Origin of the sequence: Ectobacillus panaciterrae DSM 19096, from assembly GCF_000430785.1 — a bacterium.
In the GTDB taxonomy this organism is placed as follows: Bacteria; Bacillota; Bacilli; order Bacillales; family Bacillaceae_G; genus Ectobacillus; species Ectobacillus panaciterrae.
The window spans coordinates 1-16843 of sequence record NZ_AUMR01000089.1; the positions used below are offsets into that span (position 1 = coordinate 1).

Sequence of the window (16843 nt, forward strand, 5' to 3'; positions counted from 1 at the left end):
CTGCAAGTGTGAAAATTAAAAAGGCTGATCAAATATTGAAAAGCAGTGCAGTTGGTTCTGGCCCCATTGATGCTTTGTATTCTGCTATTACAGAAATTAGTGATTTAGATATTGAATTGATTGAATACAATATTAGCAGTGTATCAAGAGGTAAAGAGGCATTAGGGAAAGTAAAGATTCAAGTGAAATATAGAGGGGAGAAATATACTGCCAAAGCAACAGACACGGATATAATGAAAGCAAGTGCATTAGCGTATATCAATGCTATAAACAGTATTGTGGTTGATAAGTTACTTCCGGTTGAATAGGGAAATACCTTGTGTTTTGATCAAACATTTTTATAAATATTATATATAAGTGATTTAGTTTTTCGACATTTGACTCAATGAATACCAAGGCGCTGTAGCACAGCTGTCGGTATTTCCGCAATCTCTAGTAGAAAACTCTCAATCGCTTCTTTGATGGATGCCTGTGTCGGGTGAAACTGATTGGCAATTACTTGTTCTTTTAACCACTTCCACAGCCGTTCGATTGGATTGAGATTAGGTGAATAGGGAGGAAGATGAACCACCATAAGTGCGTTTTTATGTTCCTCTAGAAAATCCCGAACCATTTGGCTGCGATGAACGGGGGCATTGTCTGTCACTAAAATGATAAATTTTCCTGTGTATTCTTGTAAGAGAAGTCGCAAAAACTTCAAGATAATTGCAATTAATCTCCAAATCTTGGACATACTGATACTAGTACTCTAAAAAAGGGATGTGATCGGTATGGAAAACCAAAATTTGTTCAAATGGAAGCATTATCAGCCTGATATTATTTCATTAACCGTGAGATGGTGCCTACGGTACAACCCCAGTTTTCGTGATTTGGTGGAAATGATGGAGGAACGCGGCTTATCCATGGCTCACACAACGATTATGCGTTGGGTTCATCAATATGGGTCTGAATTAGAGGAAAGGGTACGGCGTCATCTTAAGTCAACAAATGACTCCTGGAGAGTTGATGAAACGTATATCAAAGTAAAGGGTCAATAGAACTTGAATAGTGGTCAGCAGGAGCATAAACCCTAAGAAAGATAAACCGGAAGAAATACTGTCAGTGGCGTCATTCAACATTCCTAATACATATGGTCCTACAAAGCCTCCGAAGTTGCCGATAGAGTTAATAATCCCAATTCCCACTGCTGCAGCTTCGGCTGTCACAAGTGAAGAAGTGAATGCCCAATACGGTCCAGAGAAGCTATACAGGCCAATCGTTGCCACACACATCATCATAATAGCTATGATAGGGTTGTTTTGTGTTACCAGCACCCCGACTAATCCCAAAGTCCCCACAAAAGACCCTAGTGCCGCATGATATTTTCGTTCCCCTGTCCAATCTGAGCGCCGAGCCACCAAAACCATAGAAACAGCTCCAAGTAGGTAAGGAACCATAGTAACGAGCCCCACCTGAGTATTTGTTAATACACTGGACAATGATTTAATAATACGGAACATCCAAAAGCTGATACCATACAATCCCACCACGTAGGGTAAGTGCAAAAATTTTCGGTTTAAGTGATTTTAGCGTGTTATTGCTGGAAGCTTTAGCCGGTGTCATTTCGGTTTGGCTACTCTCTCGCATTGTGACACCGAAATTTTGGGAACGTGCAGGACTGATTGCTAGTTTAGTCTTAGCGGTGAATCCTATTTTTGTTGCCGTGATCCGTACGAATAACGTCGATAGCATTCTGATTGTAACATTATTGATTGACATATGGGCTCTTATAAAGGCTGTGGAAAAGCAGAAGATTAGCTGGCTTCTGCTGAGTGTGGCGTTAATCCGGATTGGATTCAATCTTTCTTTGCTCATTTCTTTAAAAATCAAGAACATACATTGTACTGCCCCCACTCAAATGTGTCCATAGAACTGAACTATACTAACTCCAATATGACTGACAACCTGTTTTTGTTTTTTATTTACCTCTAATGTGAAATTTAATGTATTTTCATGATTTCTTAATACTAATAGAGTACAGTTAAAAGGCCGTCTTTATAAAATTCTTGTTTTAGTTAACAATTTAGCATATATGTATGACTAAATAACTACCTATTCATTCAAAAGGAGAGTGAAATTTATCAATAGAGCATTATGAACAAATTTAGGACAATAATAAGAAGGCTTGACAGATGTTGAATAAGGTTCCAGAAATTACTGTCTTTTTCTGGATTACAAAGGTACTGACTATGACAGCTTCTCCGTTATTGTGAATGTATTTCATCTTATTTCGATATCAATATAAAGTATTGGAAGGAAATAATATATGGAAACAAAACAAAATGAAATGAAAATTTTACTTAGCAAAGTACCAGAAGTTGCTATTTTCTTCTGGATCATCAAAGTTTTATGTACAACTGTTGGTGAAACATTTGCTGATTTTCTAAATTTCAACCTTGGATTTGGCTTAACTTTCACTACAATCATTATGGGACTAGCGTTTTTCATTGTATTGTATTTTCAATTCAGAGCAGCTAAATATGTTCCAGGCATTTATTGGCTAACGGTTGTGCTTATAAGCGTATTTGGAACATTGGTAACCGATAATTTGACAGACGCAATGGGAGTACCCCTTGAGCTTAGTACAGTGGTTTTCTCCGTGCTGCTAGGATTAACTTTTCTTTTTTGGTATCTTAGTGAAAAAACACTCTCGATACACTCAATTTATACAAGAAAAAGAGAAATTTTCTATTGGCTTACCATTCTTTTCACATTCGCACTTGGAACAGCAGTTGGCGATTTATATTCCGAACAACTCGGTCTTGGTTATCTTCGCACAGGAATAACAGTCGTGATTATAATAGCTTGCGTATTTTTGGCATGGAAGTTTTTGAAACTTGATGGAATATTAGCATTTTGGGTTGCGTATATTCTTACTCGTCCACTCGGAGCCTCATTAGGAGATTACCTGTCTCAACCAAAAGTTAATGGCGGGCTAGGCTTGGGGACAACGGTTACTAGTGTAATTTTTCTTATAGCTATTTTAGCGGTAATTATTTTTCTTGCCGTTACAAAAATTGATATAACGGCAAAGAGTGAAACAGCAGAAACAAACCAAGCAAATGGAAGCAAGAAAAATGTTTTCACGCAAACAATTGTGGTACTGTGTATTTTCTTAGTTGTTGGTATAGGCGGTTATGTTCGGTTAAGCAATAATGCAGCATCGCAAACGGCTTCTCCACAAGCTACATTAGCTGGACAATTAACAGATTTCGTTAAAATCGAAAATGATATGCTAAACGCTGTAAACTCAAATAACTTTGCTTCAGCGAAAAAAAGGGCTGACAATTTAGAACATCAATGGGATATATCGGAGCCTAAGCTTAGAAAAATAGATAGCACAACATGGACCAAAATTGATGGAACGATTGACGTTGTATTAGCAGCAGTTCGTTCAACAAACCCTGATGCCAGTCAGTCCAAATCTGCACTCAACAATTCGCTTAGTGTATTAAACGGTGCAAATAAATCAGCATCGCAAACGGCTTCTCCACAAGCTACATTAGCTGGACAATTAACAGATTTCGTTAAAATCGAAAATGATATGCTAAACGCTGTAAACTCAAATAACTTTGCTTCAGCAAAAAAAGGGGCTGACAATTTAGAACATCAATGGGATATATCGGAGCCTAAGCTTAGAAAAATAGATAGCACAACATGGACCAAAATTGATGGAACGATCGACGTTGTATTAGCAGCAGTTCGTTCAGGAAACCCTGATGCCAGCCATTGCAAATCTGCACTTAACAATTCGCTTAGTATCTTAAAAGGAGCAAATAAATAAAAATGAAAAACGGTCGTCTCTAAACAGACGACCGTTTTGACTTATGCTGCACAGAAGCTTGCATATTAAGTAAACTGAGATGTTTACCTCTGCTTTCGCGAAGATATATGTTCCATTGACTTTGACTAGGTATAGATAAAATTAATTATCTGACTTATGTGCAGAACGTAACATTAAGAATCCATTAAGAAAGTTTTAAAAAGGAAGTGGTACATGATTTTACGGAGAAAGAAACTTAAATTTGAAATACAACCATGTAACAAGCCCAAAGAGAAGGTATGAAGAGAACAATGCATAGAACAGATTAAGGGCTTGGAGGAAGGAATATGATACATTGGATTTCACTATTTGAACAACATAGTTACTTGATTTTATTTGCAGTTATTGTCCTTGAACTGATTGCGGTTCCTATTTCTGGTGAATTTTTTATGGTGTATGCGGGTTATCTTGTATTCCAAGGAAAAATGAATTATCCATTGGCAGTGTTGACATCTATTGCAGCAGCTGGAATTGGAATTACACTCACCTATTGGCTAGGAAGGATGGGCGGCTATAATTTTATTAAAAAGTATGGTCATTATGTTCATTTTGGCCCTGAAAGATATGATAAGATAGCGGAATGGATTGAACGTTCAGGTAAAAAATTATTGATATTTGCATATTTTATTCCCGGAGTTCGTCATTTTACTGGATATGTTTCGGGTATTTCTAATATGTCGTACCGGACTTTTCTGATTCCAGCTTATATAGGAGCCAATTTATGGGGATTCTGTTTTATTACATTAGGAAAGGCTTTAGGCTCGAGATGGGAAGAATTTCACAAGGTTGCCGGTAAGTACCTCAACTTTATCATTCTTGTAGTTGTCATAGTGTTTGTCGGAGTATTTGTGTATAGGATGTATAAAAAGCAAATCAAAAACTATTTCATGTGATTCCTCAAATATAGCACCTCCCGGTTCCATACCATACAAGCAGCAGAAGCATTCTTAATTAGTCTTGCACTTGTATTATTCAGCCTGATGATATGGATGATGGGACTTGCAGAAGATTATGTATCGAATGAATCCGTCCAGTTTAACGAAATCACTTCATACATGATTCATATTCATTTTCAACCAGGGTGGACAAACATATAGAGAAGTATGTTTTTCTTACAGTCCAACTATATGTACGGTATCCTAATTGTCATAGCTATTCTGTCTATTTGGAAACAAAACCAAAATAGACAGCTTGAATATGTTATGTTAGCAATTATTTTGCTCGGGGTACACGGGTATCGCGAAATGACTGTATATGCGCTCTCTTGCTTACATTCCTTTTGGAAGCCGAGCATTGGGATTTCTTCTGATTTTCCTAATGAAAGAGCTCTTACAACCGTTGTTGTGTACGGTATGTTTGTATTTTTATTTGTACACCGTGTAAAAAATGTATATATCCAAATGGTCATTCCTGTTTTAAGTATAGTGCTCATAACGTTCCTTGCCATTATGACTGTTGCACTTACTTCTGTTCTTCCAAGTGATTTGATAGGCGGCTATGTATACGGAGCTGCATGGCTGTGTCTACATGTATTTGTATTGGAAATGCTACGGATTTTGATCAATAGACAGGACATTTGAAAGGATACGTTTGAAACTTTATAGTTTTACTCATTTTTCCTTAAGTTTTTATCAGATTCTCATCGCATTTTCATAAAAGCTGTCTATAATTGCTTAGTACGTATGTGCAAACCTGTATATTCTGAGGATATTTTTTAGGATGCTGGATGATTTCATTCAGCGCCCGTAAGGAGGTTATATATGAGTGGATTGATTCATTCCATTTTACTTGCATTCATGAGTTTAGGCTACATAGGCATTGCCTTAGGATTAATGATAGAGGTAATACCTAGCGAGATTGTACTGGCTTACGCTGGGTATCTTGTTTCACAGGGAAAGGTTACCTTCTTAGGTGCGGTTATCGCAGGTACCATTGGCGGTCTTATTGCGCAACTATTCCTGTATTGGATTGGGCAGTTTGGCGGAAGCCCTTTTTTACGAAAGTACGGAAAATTCCTTTTTATAAAGGAGCGCCAAATCGATACAGCGGAAGCATGGTTCCGAAAGTATGGAATTGGAGTCATTTTTACTGCACGTTTCATTCCCGTTGTGAGACATGCGATCTCCATTCCAGCAGGGATTTCTAACATGTCCCTTCGAACCTTTATGCTCTATACTACATTAGCAATTCTTCCGTGGTCTGTATTATTTATTTATCTGGGACAACAGCTTGCAGAAAATTGGGCAAACATCAATACGTTAGCGAAGCCATATGTTCAAACCATTGCAATCGCAGCAATAGTCATTACAATTGTTTATGTTTTATATGTGGCTATAAAAAGGAAGAAACAATAGCCGGATTACACGATCACCTTTCAAAGTATTTTAGGTTGTTTCACATGATAACATCACTATTCTTTAGAAGATAACATGTAACAGGATAAAGGGGAAAAAGATATGAACTATACAGTATTTCAATGGATTAATGGATGGGCTGGACATTCGGTATTTCTTGATAAAACGATGATATGGATTACAAATAGTGCACCATTTGTTGCGGTTTTGTTTATGCTGATTTTATGGTTTAGCAGTGCAAATCGAAACATTGCAATGGCAAAACAATATACAGCTTTATATACTGTCTTGTCGATGATGCTTGCTCTAGTTGTAAATGTCTTGCTGCACCACTTGTATTACCATGCCCGGCCATTTGTCACGCACCATGTACATCAATTAGTATCCCATTCTAAGGATTCTTCATTCGTAAGTGATCATGGCGTACTCGTCTTTACAATTGCCATTATGCTGCTGCTTCGTAAAGATGCTTGGGGATATGTTGCACTCATTTGGGCAATTCTTGTCGGAATTTCTCGTATATATGTAGGCGTTCATTATCCAGCGGATATTCTAGGGGCCGCAGCTCTCTCATGGGGAACGAGTGCAATCGTCCTTTTACTTACAGGTAGAATAGAACCTTTCGCACAAGTTGTATTCCGTATGCATAACCGCCTAACAAAAGGAATTCCTGCTTTATCTAAGTATAATCATAAGGCATAAGAGGTGTGTGACATGTAAGAGATCTATGGGATGCGTCCCTTGATTTCTTACATGTTTTTTGTATGTTTACTGTAAATGGAATTCATACTACATAATAATCACAAATATTCTCCCGTAGCAGAGAGGCAGTGAGAATTAGAATAAGGAGATGTCTTAAAACTATTACATAAACTGGATGTGGTTTGATGAGAAAGACACTCATTTTGTTTTCTATTCTGCTTATTTTAGTTAGTTGCCAACAAATTAAGAAAAATGACATCAAAAATTACGGTATTGCTGATAAACATGAAGAATTAATAAAATTAGGAATTACTGAAGTCTCTTATGATAAGAAAGGTAACCTTCACTTTCATGTTGATAAAATCAATCCAGATACAAGAAGAAAGATTGAACAAAGATTGATTGAAATCTTTGGACAAAAAGTAGATTTTACATTACATGATAATTTAGGCAATGTCGATCCTAAACCAAAATAACTTCCGATAACACTGATTATGTGAACTAATACTGACGGTTTGTTGAGCTAATTTTTCATATTGGAAGCATAAGTCTGCCGTAAACTAAAAGAAGCATAAATTTGCCGAACCGGCAATCTTATGCTTCTTGCTACATTTTTAAAACTAAATAAACACATATAATTTTTTCATATTAATCCATATTTGGTATATTATAGATATTATTGCTAGACCCCTAATATGTATGACCGTGTTCCTCTTTTATTGAAATACGGTCTTTTTTTGTTTAATGTAAACTAATACATAAAAGTATATATTCATTTTATTGATTTCACTGGTTTGTAGAGAGATGAATATACAACAGACAAAAAAGAGCTGTATTTTTGCAACCCACCAACGATCTAATCCAAATATTATTAGCATAAAGCTCTCTTTCATGCTCCTTACTCAATTCATTCAATGCCTCCAAGTGTTTTTGATCTCGCTCTACGAGGTAAGAATAACTTTCCAAAATCACAATACCTTCCCGATCCGTTCTGTTCCTAAATTCCTCATAACCTTTTCGAGAGGCCCTTAATTGTTTCTCGAACAAACTTTTCGCTGCGTACAATGTATCTTTCAGTGATTTTAAATTCCATTTCTATCGCCCTTTCCGCATTTAATGATATTTTCGTGAACAAAATGATCAAAATATACAAAAATAATCTTTTTAACTCTTATTTTTATAATATTCATTTTTCAGAATTTAACTGCTATTTTATAACTAGTTTAATAATTTTAAAAGTTAAGAAAAGAAAAGGACAGAGAAGGAAAGAGAGGTATTTTTTAGGGGTTCTGGTGCAAAGATAATTCACAAAAAAAGTAGGACATGAATTTCCTGCTAACTTACGGATTATGATACGATGCCAAGCAGTTTGAAGAACAGAGAGCCGCCTTATTAGGCGACTCTGCTGTTTACATAATCAGTGTTATCGATAGTTAAAATCCATAATTTGGTCATTTTGTTTGTTTGCCTTTTTTGATAGTATTTAGGTTTGTTGATAATTTAGATTAAATAAAGAGGTTGCATATATGCTAAATCTTATAAATTTAATTGAGGAAAAGAGAAATCAACTCATTCATGTAAGTAAACTATATGGATTAACTCATCCTCAAACCATCCGATGTAGTCAACAATTAGATACACTGATAAACGTATCTATGGAAAAACGGTGCTGGTGCAAAAAAACTCTAAAACTTGTATACACTGATACTGTTACTCAACAAAAGGTGTATAATCGGTATGGAAAAGAAAAATTTGTTCAAATAGAAACATTATGAACCTAGCATTATTTTGTTAATGGTGAGATGGTAACTACGGTACAATTTGAGCTTTCGTAATCTTGTCGAAATGATAGAGGAACGTGGATTATCGCTAACTCACACAATAATTATGCGTTGAAATTCATAATGAGATGGATGAAATAAAAAAGGAATAAAGGTGGTTCTCAATTGGATAATAGTGCATTTATACTCAATCTTTTAGAAATCCTTCTCATCAATATTGTTTTAAGCGGGGATAATGCAGTTGTTATTGCGCTAGCTTGTCGTAATTTACCAGAACAGTATAAAAAGAAAGCGATATTTTTCGGCACTTTTGGAGCTATTGCGTTAAGGGTTGCTTTAACTTTTGTGGCTGTGTATTTATTAATGATTCCTTTCTTAAATTTTATAGGCGGATTATTACTTCTATGGATTGCGATCAAGTTATTAAAAGGTGAAGATGAAGGAGACGTTAAAGCGAACTCAAATCTTATCGGAGCTATTAAAACCATTATTATTGCGGATTTAGTGATGAGCTTAGATAATGTTGTCGCTGTTGCAGGTGCAGCTAATGGAAACATTCTACTGATTATACTTGGTTTAGTTTTTAGCATTCCTTTAATTATTTGGGGAAGCCAAATTTTAATGAAGATTATGGAGAAATCCCCTATTATCATAATTATTGGAGCTGGATTATTAGGTTATACTGCTGGTGAAATGATATTAAAAGATAAGGCTGTTGGACATATCTTGGAGGGAATAAATCCTAATCTTCACGTTGTCATGCCAATCGTATTAGCTATTTTAGTCATTTTTATTGGTAAGTTTAGCGGTCACCCGACAAAAGAAGAAGAGCCTGTTAGGGCTAAGTTATGATTGGGACTAGGAGATATTTTTTAGAGGCTGGGAAACCATAAAGGTTTCTTGGCCTCTGTGTGTTTTAGGCTAAAATACATATACATACTAATCATTTTTAATAAAATTTATGATTTTCTGGACAAGATAACAATCAAGTTCCCCTATCTAAAAAGGATTGGGGAATTGTATTTACATAAGCAGTGTTATCGGTAGTCGATACATCTATAAATTTACAGGCGTGTTGATTAATCAGAAAAACCTAAAATAATCAAGAAAATCTAAGAAGTAGATACCATTATTCTGCGTTTTAATCGAATATTTATTTGAATAATACTGTATTATATACTGTCCATTGCTAAGTTTTTGGAAACAAAGAGGAGGTGATTTGAATTTGTTTCAGTTCTTACTTATTATTCATATACTTAGTGGAACAATATGCTTAATTTCCGGAGCTATTTCTATATTTGCACGTAAACAAAAAGGTCTCCATACTAAATGGGGTGAACTTTACCATGCATTTTATGTTGTAGTTTTTATTACTGCAATTATTATGTCAATCATGCGATGGGAAGAAATTGCTTATTTGTTTTATGTGGCCCTCTTTTCTTACTCACTTGCAATTTACGGTTACCTTGCACGTAAAAAACGTTGGAAAAACTGGATTCATCACCACATTAGAGGTATGCTGGGTTCTTATATTGGCGCTGTAACCGCCCTTTTAGTTAATGTGGGTCCAAGTATTCCTTTGATTAACTACCTCCCAAAGTTATGGTTTTGGTTTCTACCTACTATCATCGGAACACCTTTGGCTTATACCGTTGCCCAAAAATACACAAAAAATAAAAGAGAACCGGGAAAAGAATGGTCCAGTAAAGAAAATAAAAATAATTTTTAATAGAACTAAAGATTAAAAAAACTACCGATAATCAGCGTTATAATATACATCCTTTAAAATAGGTATAGATAAAAATCCAAGTAATCTATGTCTATCTTAAGGAGTGCATATCAAATGATTTGGAAAGGGTTCCTTGTTAACATAAGATTCATTATCGGAAGTTAGCTTCTACTCCAAACCCACGCGAAATCATCAAATATATAGGTTTTTATACAACACAAAAACGGGCAAGGCTTCTAGGAACCTTGCCCGTTTTATTTCCCACCTTTTTTTGCATAGATTCTTGTATATATTTGGATTTCGAGAAATGCTTAGCGTATAAAAACGTTAAAATGTGCGTGCTACCCCATGCCCATCAAGTTAAAAAATAAAAAACATCCCAAAACGAGAAAAAATGCTACTTTTCGCTAAAATCAATAGAAAAGTAGCATTTTTTCGTATGGGGATACAAATTTATCTTAAGTTGATGGATGTGGGGTGTTACCCCTATCAGAGGTAACACATTAACATGTTTTTGTACGCTATTTCAGTTATACGAAACCTAAGAAAAATTTTTGTTAACTGATATGTTAGGGAATCACTTTATAGAAATAGCTTGAAGAGTTTATCACAGATGCAAAAATAGTTCCTAGTCCTAGGAAGATTTTAAGCTTGATGATAAAGGCTTTTTTAATATGAATGATAGCAAAATTGGGAATTTCCAAAGAGTGGGGTGCGCAAACCAAGCGATTTTACAGGAAAAATCAGTTGGCATGGTTTTTGCTGTATATAAATAATGAGTAAGTAGAGAAAGGAGGAAGGAGATAAATCACTGACACTCTCCTTTATTGGTGAGAGTCTCAGAAAAGAACGACAACGATTCAAGTGTTCCTCTTGATTTTCATTCAATACTTAATCGGTTTATTAGCGGTCGCTGTTTAAGAAAAAATGAATTGATACTTATTTTTGGAAGGGAACCTCAAATAACTTAAATTCAAATTTTAAGGAAATTGTCTTAAGATGTTTTTCTTAATCTTGAAAAGATTTTTCTCAATCGTGATAGGAAATGGGACTGATTAACCTATATAACGGTTGTAAAAATAGCGATTTTACAGAAAATTAAAAATTGGCATGGAAATTGCTATAAGTATTTATGACTAAGAGATTAGCACAACGAGGAGGTAAGTGATGTGATGTATAAAACCATTATTCTAGGGACTGGCCCTGCTGGGTTGACCGCAGCAATCTATCTAGCGCGTGCTAACATGAGTCCTTTAGTCATTGAAGGGCCTGAACCAGGGGGGCAATTGACATTGACGACAGATGTTGAGAATTTCCCTGGTTTTCCTGAAGGGGTTATGGGACGAGAGTTGATGCAGAACATGCGTAGGCAAGCTGAGCATTTTGGAGCAAAGTTTGAAAGGGGGTGGGTTAGAAAAGTCGATTATTCAAATAACCCTTTTACCTTAACGGTGGAAGGAATAGGGGAGCTCAAAACGCAATCTTTAATCATTGCAACGGGGGCTTCTGCGAAACTTTTGGATATTCCAGGGGAAAGGGAAAATATTGGGCGTGGGGTAAGCACCTGTGCAACGTGTGATGGAGCTTTCTTTAGAGGAAAGAAAATTATCGTTGTTGGTGGCGGAGATTCAGCTATGGAAGAAGCAAATTTTTTAACGAAGTTTGCTTCGGAGGTTCGTGTTGTTCACCGCAGAAAGGAGCTTCGCGCTTCCAAAATTATGCAAGACCGCGCCAAAAATAATCCAAAAATTACTTGGAGTTTAAATTACATTCCTGAAGAAGTTATTGCAGGAGAACGACACGTTGCTGGCTTGAAAGTAAAAAACAGCGAAACTGGAAAAAACGAAATTTTGGAATCTGATGGTGTTTTCATAGCAATCGGGCATAAACCGAACACATCTTTTTTAGGCAATCAAATCAAAACGGACGATATGGGATATATCATCGTGAATCCTGGTACAACAGAAACAAATATTCCTGGTGTATTTGCCTGCGGGGATGTTCAAGATCATAAATACCGTCAAGCAATTACTGCTGCAGGAAGTGGTTGTATGGCTGCTCTGGATTGCGAAAGATATCTTGATGGAGCGACCAATTAGTGGAGACAATCAGTATAACATTGAGAACATAATATAGGGAGGATTTTAATTATGAAAGAGATCAAAACAAAACAAGAGTTTGATGAGGCGATTTTATCAACAAAACCAGTTCTTGCTAAATTTTATGTTGAATGGTGCCCAGACTGTCAGCATACCGATTCATTCATGCCAATTGTGGAAGAAGCGTATAAAGAAAAAGTAGATATGATTGCAGTAAATCGAGACCATTTTCCGGAACTATTAGAGAAGCTAGATGTGTACGGAATCCCAAGCTTTATTGCTTTTCAAGAAGGGAAGGAGCTTAATCGCTTTGTAAGTAAACTCGGAAAAAGCCAGGAAGAGGTTGAACAGTTTCTCAATCAAATCGTAGAGGCAAGTGGGAAATTAGTATAGATAATCATTTACTAGTATTTAAGTGGGAGGGTGCCTATCTAAAAAGATTTCGGCACCGCTTCTAAACAAATCCAATGCTGAAGCTCAATTAGAGCCGCTCTGCTTTGACATTTATATTTAACGATAATCAGGGTTAATCTGTATCACCCGCATTAATCTGAAGCCAATAAATATTGAGTAGTCACTCAATATTTATTGGCAATATATTCAAAATTACCGATTTCATCAACTTATTTTTTGCATAGGCACTATACAGCCTTTAGGGTTAGAATCACCCCTATCCTTTGTACATTTAGTAGAGAAGAATTATATACAACTGAATAAAAAAACGTCTTTTTTAGTGGGGCGAGAGCATCCGGCGACGTGTGGAAGCGGTCAAACACTTGAGTGGTCCATGCAAGGGTAAACCATAGATAGAAAGAAAGCGCCAACGCCGTTTTGCTGTACCCAGCACATTGAAATGTCGAAATCATAAATCATTCATATATATAACTTTTTTGCTTCAAGGAGGGATAAAAAATGGAACTTATGAAATATGTGAAGGAGTACAAATATCTAAAAGTCAAAATAGAGGAATCAAGATTAATGTATGGTCTATGTGATACAAGAACCATTAAATATAGTCAAGATTTAGATTTATTACTTAACAAAGTAATGAAAATTAGATATCCAGGATTAATAGGGAGGAACAAATTAAATTAAGCCAAACAACTGACAGATAATTTGTACAATTTATGGTTGAAGACGGTGGAAATTCGTAAAAGATTATATTTAAATCATTCTATTTAAATCATTCTATTTCAACTTATAAGGAAGGTGAATAAAGTGTTAGACCCATTGGCTTTAGAATTAAATCATGCCATTGAAGAACGCAATAAACCAGTATATGAGATGTTGTCATCGTTGGGAAAATCATTGTATTTCCCAAAAGGAATTGTCAGCCAGGCAGGAGAGGCAAAGGGGAAAGCAGACCGATTCAATGCAACAATCGGGATGGCTTCAGAGGGTGGACAACCAATGTATTTAGATGTCATCCACAAGAACCTCTCCTCATATGATCCGAAAGACCTGTATCCATATGCACCGACGGCAGGAAAACCAGAGCTGCGTGAGGTTTGGAGAAAGAAGCTTCTAAAAGATAATCCTTCCCTTGAAGGAAAGGAATTTGGCACCCCGATCGTGACGAACGCGCTGACCCATGGCTTGAGTATCGTATCCGACCTGTTTGTGGAAAAAGGCGATCCCATTTTACTACCGGATAAGTATTGGGATAATTATCATATAACATTCAATGTCCGCCGCGGCAGCCAAACAGTGACCTATCCATTATTTACTAAAGCAAACCAATTTAATGTAAAAGGCATGCTGGAGGCCCTTTTATCCTGTAAGAATGGAAAAGCGATCCTTGTGCTTAATTTCCCGCATAATCCAACAGGCTATACTCCTTTTGAAGAAGAAGTGGAGGAAATCCTTCATGCCATCAAGCAGGCAGCGGATCTTGGGATTAACATTGTTGCTGTTATTGATGATGCTTACTTTGGATTATATTATGAAGACTCAATCAAGGAATCTATATTTGCTCGTTTAGTAGGATTACACCCGCGTGTCCTCCCCATTAAAATTGATGGGGCAACCAAAGAAGAATATGCTTGGGGTTTTCGTGTTGGGTTTCTCACATTTGGAATTCAAGATGCTTCGGTTTTGGAAGCGTTGGAGAAAAAGACGATGGGTTCCATTCGAAGTACCATCTCATGCAGTCCCCACCTTTCCCAAACAATCATTTTGGATGCCTTGTTAAATCCCGAATTTGAATTGCAGCGCGGGGAGAGAAATAAAGTAATGGAAGCCAGGGCGAAGCGAGTCAAAGAGATCTTAGCAGACGGGAAATATGCGGATGCATTCGAACCTTATCCATTCAACTCAGGGTATTTCGTGTGTCTTCGAATCAAGCATTCCGATGCAGAAACGCTGCGGATCCACTTGCTCAAGCAGTATGGAGTGGGAACGATCTCCCTTGCCAAGACGGATCTTCGAATCGCATTTTCCTGTGTTGAATTAGCTGATCTGGACCAGCTTTTTGAACTTATCTATCGGTCATGTAGAGAATTGAATACATAGTTTGACACTCCCACCCCTAAAGGGGCAAGCTGACTGACGTCAGTGGGATTCTTGCTACCAAAGGCGAAGTCCATTTCTGGTATCGCTGACGTGCAAGATTCGGGTATGCCATTACCCGTCCACAGGCAGGACATATAGTCCCTGTGGCTCTCATCCTGTTACCAGATGAGGCAGCTTGTTTGTTCAATACGTTTTAGCGTCTTGTTCTTGACGACACATATTGTTTTATGTGCAACATGATTCGGTTGCACAACCGTATACAATATCTCGTTTTCAATGAGCATAGTCGTTTTAACGTCTTTTGCATGACGGATGTTAAAGACTTGTATCCCTGTCTTATTTTAATTACAACATGAGAACAAGTGTTCTCCTGCGAAAAAGCAGTACTTTCATCCCACGTCTAAAGACGGGCTTATGCCCTGCGTGGGCTTCCCGTACCGCAAATTCTGTAATAGAGACCCTTGCATAAGGTCTTTTTTCTTCCTTGGTATTAGCGGAATTGTTTTTCAAACCTGAGATAAAGATTTCTCATATTAAAGAATTAACCAAGGTATCGATAGTGGTTATGGAAAAGATTTACCCCAAGATTTCAATAATATCAGGTAAGCGGAATATAGCAAGCATTCCGGTGTTTTTTTATAAATAGTTATATGAAAGCAAAACATTAAAGAAATTATCCAGCATAGGAGGACAATGTATCATGACAAATCAAACGAAGGAATATACGCTGATCGACTTTATTCGAGATATGACATGGGTAATTGAGAGAACTGAGAGTGATGCCGTTCGGGTGGAAGAGGCAGAGCGTTTACTCGGTGAGCTGCTTCGTGACACATCCTGGCTCCCTCCCGAAAAGCGCAGGCCCAGCCCGGAAGGTTATGCCCGCCATTCTCTCTACTGCGATCCGCAGAATCGTTTTGAGATCATGGCACTTGTCTGGAAGCCGGGGCAGAAAACGCCACTCCATGATCACGATGGTACTTGGGGAGCCGAAGGGATTGTGGCTGGACAGATCAAGGTGACGAACTATCTTCGAGTGGAGGAGATTTCAGAAAATTTAGTAAAACTTCAACAAACTGATACATTGATTGTAAATCAGCAAATGACTGGCAAACTCCTGCCCCCAGCGGATTGTCACATCCTTGAAACGGAGGGCGATCAAACGGCGATAACCATCCATGTTTATGGAAAACAAATCCGCAAGTTTCGGGTATTTGAACCTTTACAAAAAGAAGGCATTTTTTTAGCTCACGATTACCATGTAGGGTATACTCCTGAGCCAATCTAAGTTTATAAAGTATTTGATAAATGGAAATTGATTCCTTAAGTTATATAAATGCAACTAAAAAAATCGACATAAAAACGTTTCTTTTAGGGGGGAGAGAGCATCCGGTGACGTGTGGAAGCGGTCAAACTCTTGTAGTGGTCCATGCAAGGGTAAACCATAGATAGAAAGAAAGCGCCAATGCTGTTTTGCTGTACCCAGCACATTGAAATGTCGAAATCATAAATCATTCATATATAACTTAAAATTTATTATAAAACAAGATAAAAAACTATGATTCTATCTAGCTTTGTATCTGTTGGAGGGAGAAGTTAAGTATGGGTCTTATAACACGAAACATTAACAAAGTGTTAGTGGCAAACCGAGGGGAAATTGCCATTCGTATTTTCCGTGCATGTACAGAATTAAATATTCGGACAGTCGCTATTTATTCAAATGAAGATGCAGGCTCTTTTCATCGCTATAAAGCCGATGAAGCTTATTTAATTGGAAAAGGGAAAAAGCCGATTGAAGCTTATTT

The 16843-nt window shown here is 36.9% G+C and carries 18 protein-coding genes and 3 pseudogenes; 19 read left to right on the top strand and 2 right to left on the bottom strand.

Annotated elements, in window-relative coordinates:
* The coding region (locus tag H540_RS30140; protein WP_034671346.1) for an alpha-isopropylmalate synthase regulatory domain-containing protein at positions 1–308 on the top strand (308 nt) is incomplete at its 5' end.
* 74 nt (positions 309–382) lie between these two features.
* On the opposite strand, the gene H540_RS0118045 is transcribed toward H540_RS30140, so the two are convergent.
* On the bottom strand, positions 383–733 hold the full coding sequence (locus H540_RS0118045) for a transposase (protein WP_081415189.1): 351 nt from the start codon (positions 731–733) through the stop codon (positions 383–385).
* Between the two features lie 37 nt (positions 734–770).
* On the opposite strand from H540_RS0118045, the pseudogene H540_RS32305 reads away from it, so the two are divergent.
* A pseudogene (locus H540_RS32305) lies at positions 771–1034 on the top strand (transposase domain-containing protein); the annotation flags it as partial.
* On the opposite strand, the gene H540_RS30145 reads toward H540_RS32305, so the two are convergent.
* Positions 981–1529, bottom strand: a complete 549-nt coding sequence (locus tag H540_RS30145) for an MFS transporter (RefSeq protein WP_342666095.1) — start codon at positions 1527–1529, stop codon at positions 981–983. The pseudogene H540_RS32305 and the gene H540_RS30145 sit on opposite strands and share 54 nt — an antisense overlap.
* Before the next feature lie 17 nt (positions 1530–1546).
* Here H540_RS30145 and H540_RS0118055 point away from each other — a divergent pair, with 17 nt between their 5' ends.
* From H540_RS0118055 to H540_RS0118140, 17 genes and pseudogenes are all read left to right on the top strand, one after another.
* Positions 1547–1909: a glycosyltransferase family 39 protein gene (locus tag H540_RS0118055; protein ID WP_483782871.1), complete on the top strand. Its 363-nt coding sequence runs from the start codon at positions 1547–1549 to the stop codon at positions 1907–1909.
* A 396-nt stretch (positions 1910–2305) separates the two neighbouring features.
* Positions 2306–3064, top strand: a pseudogene (locus H540_RS34735) (COG4705 family protein); the annotation flags it as partial.
* A gap of 1085 nt (positions 3065–4149) precedes the next feature.
* Positions 4150–4755, top strand: coding sequence for a DedA family protein (locus tag H540_RS34740; protein WP_034671349.1), 606 nt, complete (start codon positions 4150–4152; stop codon positions 4753–4755).
* Positions 4756–4965: 210 nt separating this feature from the next.
* Positions 4966–5442: a phosphatase PAP2 family protein gene (locus H540_RS34745; RefSeq protein ID WP_028401841.1), complete on the top strand. Its 477-nt coding sequence runs from the start codon at positions 4966–4968 to the stop codon at positions 5440–5442.
* Positions 5443–5622: 180 nt separating this feature from the next.
* Entirely contained in the window at positions 5623–6216 is a 594-nt protein-coding gene (gene uptA / locus H540_RS0118075; protein ID WP_028401842.1) for an undecaprenyl phosphate transporter UptA, read from the top strand.
* Between the two features lie 102 nt (positions 6217–6318).
* Complete coding sequence (locus tag H540_RS0118080) at positions 6319–6918, top strand: undecaprenyl-diphosphatase (protein ID WP_028401843.1); 600 nt, start codon at positions 6319–6321, stop codon at positions 6916–6918.
* 185 nt (positions 6919–7103) lie between these two features.
* A complete protein-coding gene (locus H540_RS0118085) occupies positions 7104–7394 on the top strand; it encodes a hypothetical protein (protein ID WP_028401844.1) in 291 nt (96 codons plus the stop codon).
* A gap of 1050 nt (positions 7395–8444) precedes the next feature.
* Positions 8445–8693 carry an aspartyl-phosphate phosphatase Spo0E family protein gene (locus H540_RS34750; RefSeq protein ID WP_034671352.1) on the top strand — a complete coding sequence of 83 codons (249 nt, stop codon included), beginning with the start codon at positions 8445–8447 and terminating at the stop codon, positions 8691–8693.
* Between the two features lie 7 nt (positions 8694–8700).
* Positions 8701–8811, top strand: a pseudogene (locus H540_RS32310) (IS6 family transposase); the annotation flags it as partial.
* A 53-nt stretch (positions 8812–8864) separates the two neighbouring features.
* Positions 8865–9551, top strand: coding sequence for a TerC family protein (locus tag H540_RS0118105; RefSeq protein WP_028401845.1), 687 nt, complete (start codon positions 8865–8867; stop codon positions 9549–9551).
* 367 nt (positions 9552–9918) lie between these two features.
* Positions 9919–10428, top strand: coding sequence for a hypothetical protein (locus H540_RS30160; RefSeq protein WP_051317176.1), 510 nt, complete (start codon positions 9919–9921; stop codon positions 10426–10428).
* 1172 nt (positions 10429–11600) lie between these two features.
* Entirely contained in the window at positions 11601–12527 is a 927-nt protein-coding gene (gene trxB, locus H540_RS0118115; RefSeq protein ID WP_028401846.1) for a thioredoxin-disulfide reductase, read from the top strand.
* A gap of 51 nt (positions 12528–12578) precedes the next feature.
* A complete protein-coding gene (locus H540_RS0118120) occupies positions 12579–12920 on the top strand; it encodes a thioredoxin family protein (RefSeq protein WP_028401847.1) in 342 nt (113 codons plus the stop codon).
* 519 nt (positions 12921–13439) lie between these two features.
* Positions 13440–13622: a Spo0E family sporulation regulatory protein-aspartic acid phosphatase gene (locus tag H540_RS30165; RefSeq protein WP_034671354.1), complete on the top strand. Its 183-nt coding sequence runs from the start codon at positions 13440–13442 to the stop codon at positions 13620–13622.
* 123 nt (positions 13623–13745) lie between these two features.
* Positions 13746–15038 carry an aminotransferase class I/II-fold pyridoxal phosphate-dependent enzyme gene (locus H540_RS0118130; RefSeq protein ID WP_028401848.1) on the top strand — a complete coding sequence of 431 codons (1293 nt, stop codon included), beginning with the start codon at positions 13746–13748 and terminating at the stop codon, positions 15036–15038.
* A 700-nt stretch (positions 15039–15738) separates the two neighbouring features.
* A complete protein-coding gene (locus H540_RS0118135) occupies positions 15739–16326 on the top strand; it encodes a cysteine dioxygenase family protein (protein ID WP_034671356.1) in 588 nt (195 codons plus the stop codon).
* A gap of 314 nt (positions 16327–16640) precedes the next feature.
* On the top strand, positions 16641–16843 hold a 203-nt coding region (locus tag H540_RS0118140; RefSeq protein ID WP_028401850.1), incomplete at its 3' end, for a biotin carboxylase N-terminal domain-containing protein.

Coding starts and splice junctions, on each gene's coding strand:
- H540_RS0118045 (WP_081415189.1), bottom strand. CDS start 733: ATGTCCAAGATTTGGAGATTAATTGCAATTATCTTGAAGTTTTTGCGA.
- H540_RS34740 (WP_034671349.1), top strand. CDS start 4,150: ATGATACATTGGATTTCACTATTTGAACAACATAGTTACTTGATTTTA.
- H540_RS34745 (WP_028401841.1), top strand. CDS start 4,966: ATGTTTTTCTTACAGTCCAACTATATGTACGGTATCCTAATTGTCATA.
- uptA (WP_028401842.1), top strand. CDS start 5,623: ATGAGTGGATTGATTCATTCCATTTTACTTGCATTCATGAGTTTAGGC.
- H540_RS0118080 (WP_028401843.1), top strand. CDS start 6,319: ATGAACTATACAGTATTTCAATGGATTAATGGATGGGCTGGACATTCG.
- H540_RS0118085 (WP_028401844.1), top strand. CDS start 7,104: ATGAGAAAGACACTCATTTTGTTTTCTATTCTGCTTATTTTAGTTAGT.
- H540_RS34750 (WP_034671352.1), top strand. CDS start 8,445: ATGCTAAATCTTATAAATTTAATTGAGGAAAAGAGAAATCAACTCATT.
- trxB (WP_028401846.1), top strand. CDS start 11,601: ATGTATAAAACCATTATTCTAGGGACTGGCCCTGCTGGGTTGACCGCA.
- H540_RS0118120 (WP_028401847.1), top strand. CDS start 12,579: ATGAAAGAGATCAAAACAAAACAAGAGTTTGATGAGGCGATTTTATCA.
- H540_RS30165 (WP_034671354.1), top strand. CDS start 13,440: ATGGAACTTATGAAATATGTGAAGGAGTACAAATATCTAAAAGTCAAA.
- H540_RS0118135 (WP_034671356.1), top strand. CDS start 15,739: ATGACAAATCAAACGAAGGAATATACGCTGATCGACTTTATTCGAGAT.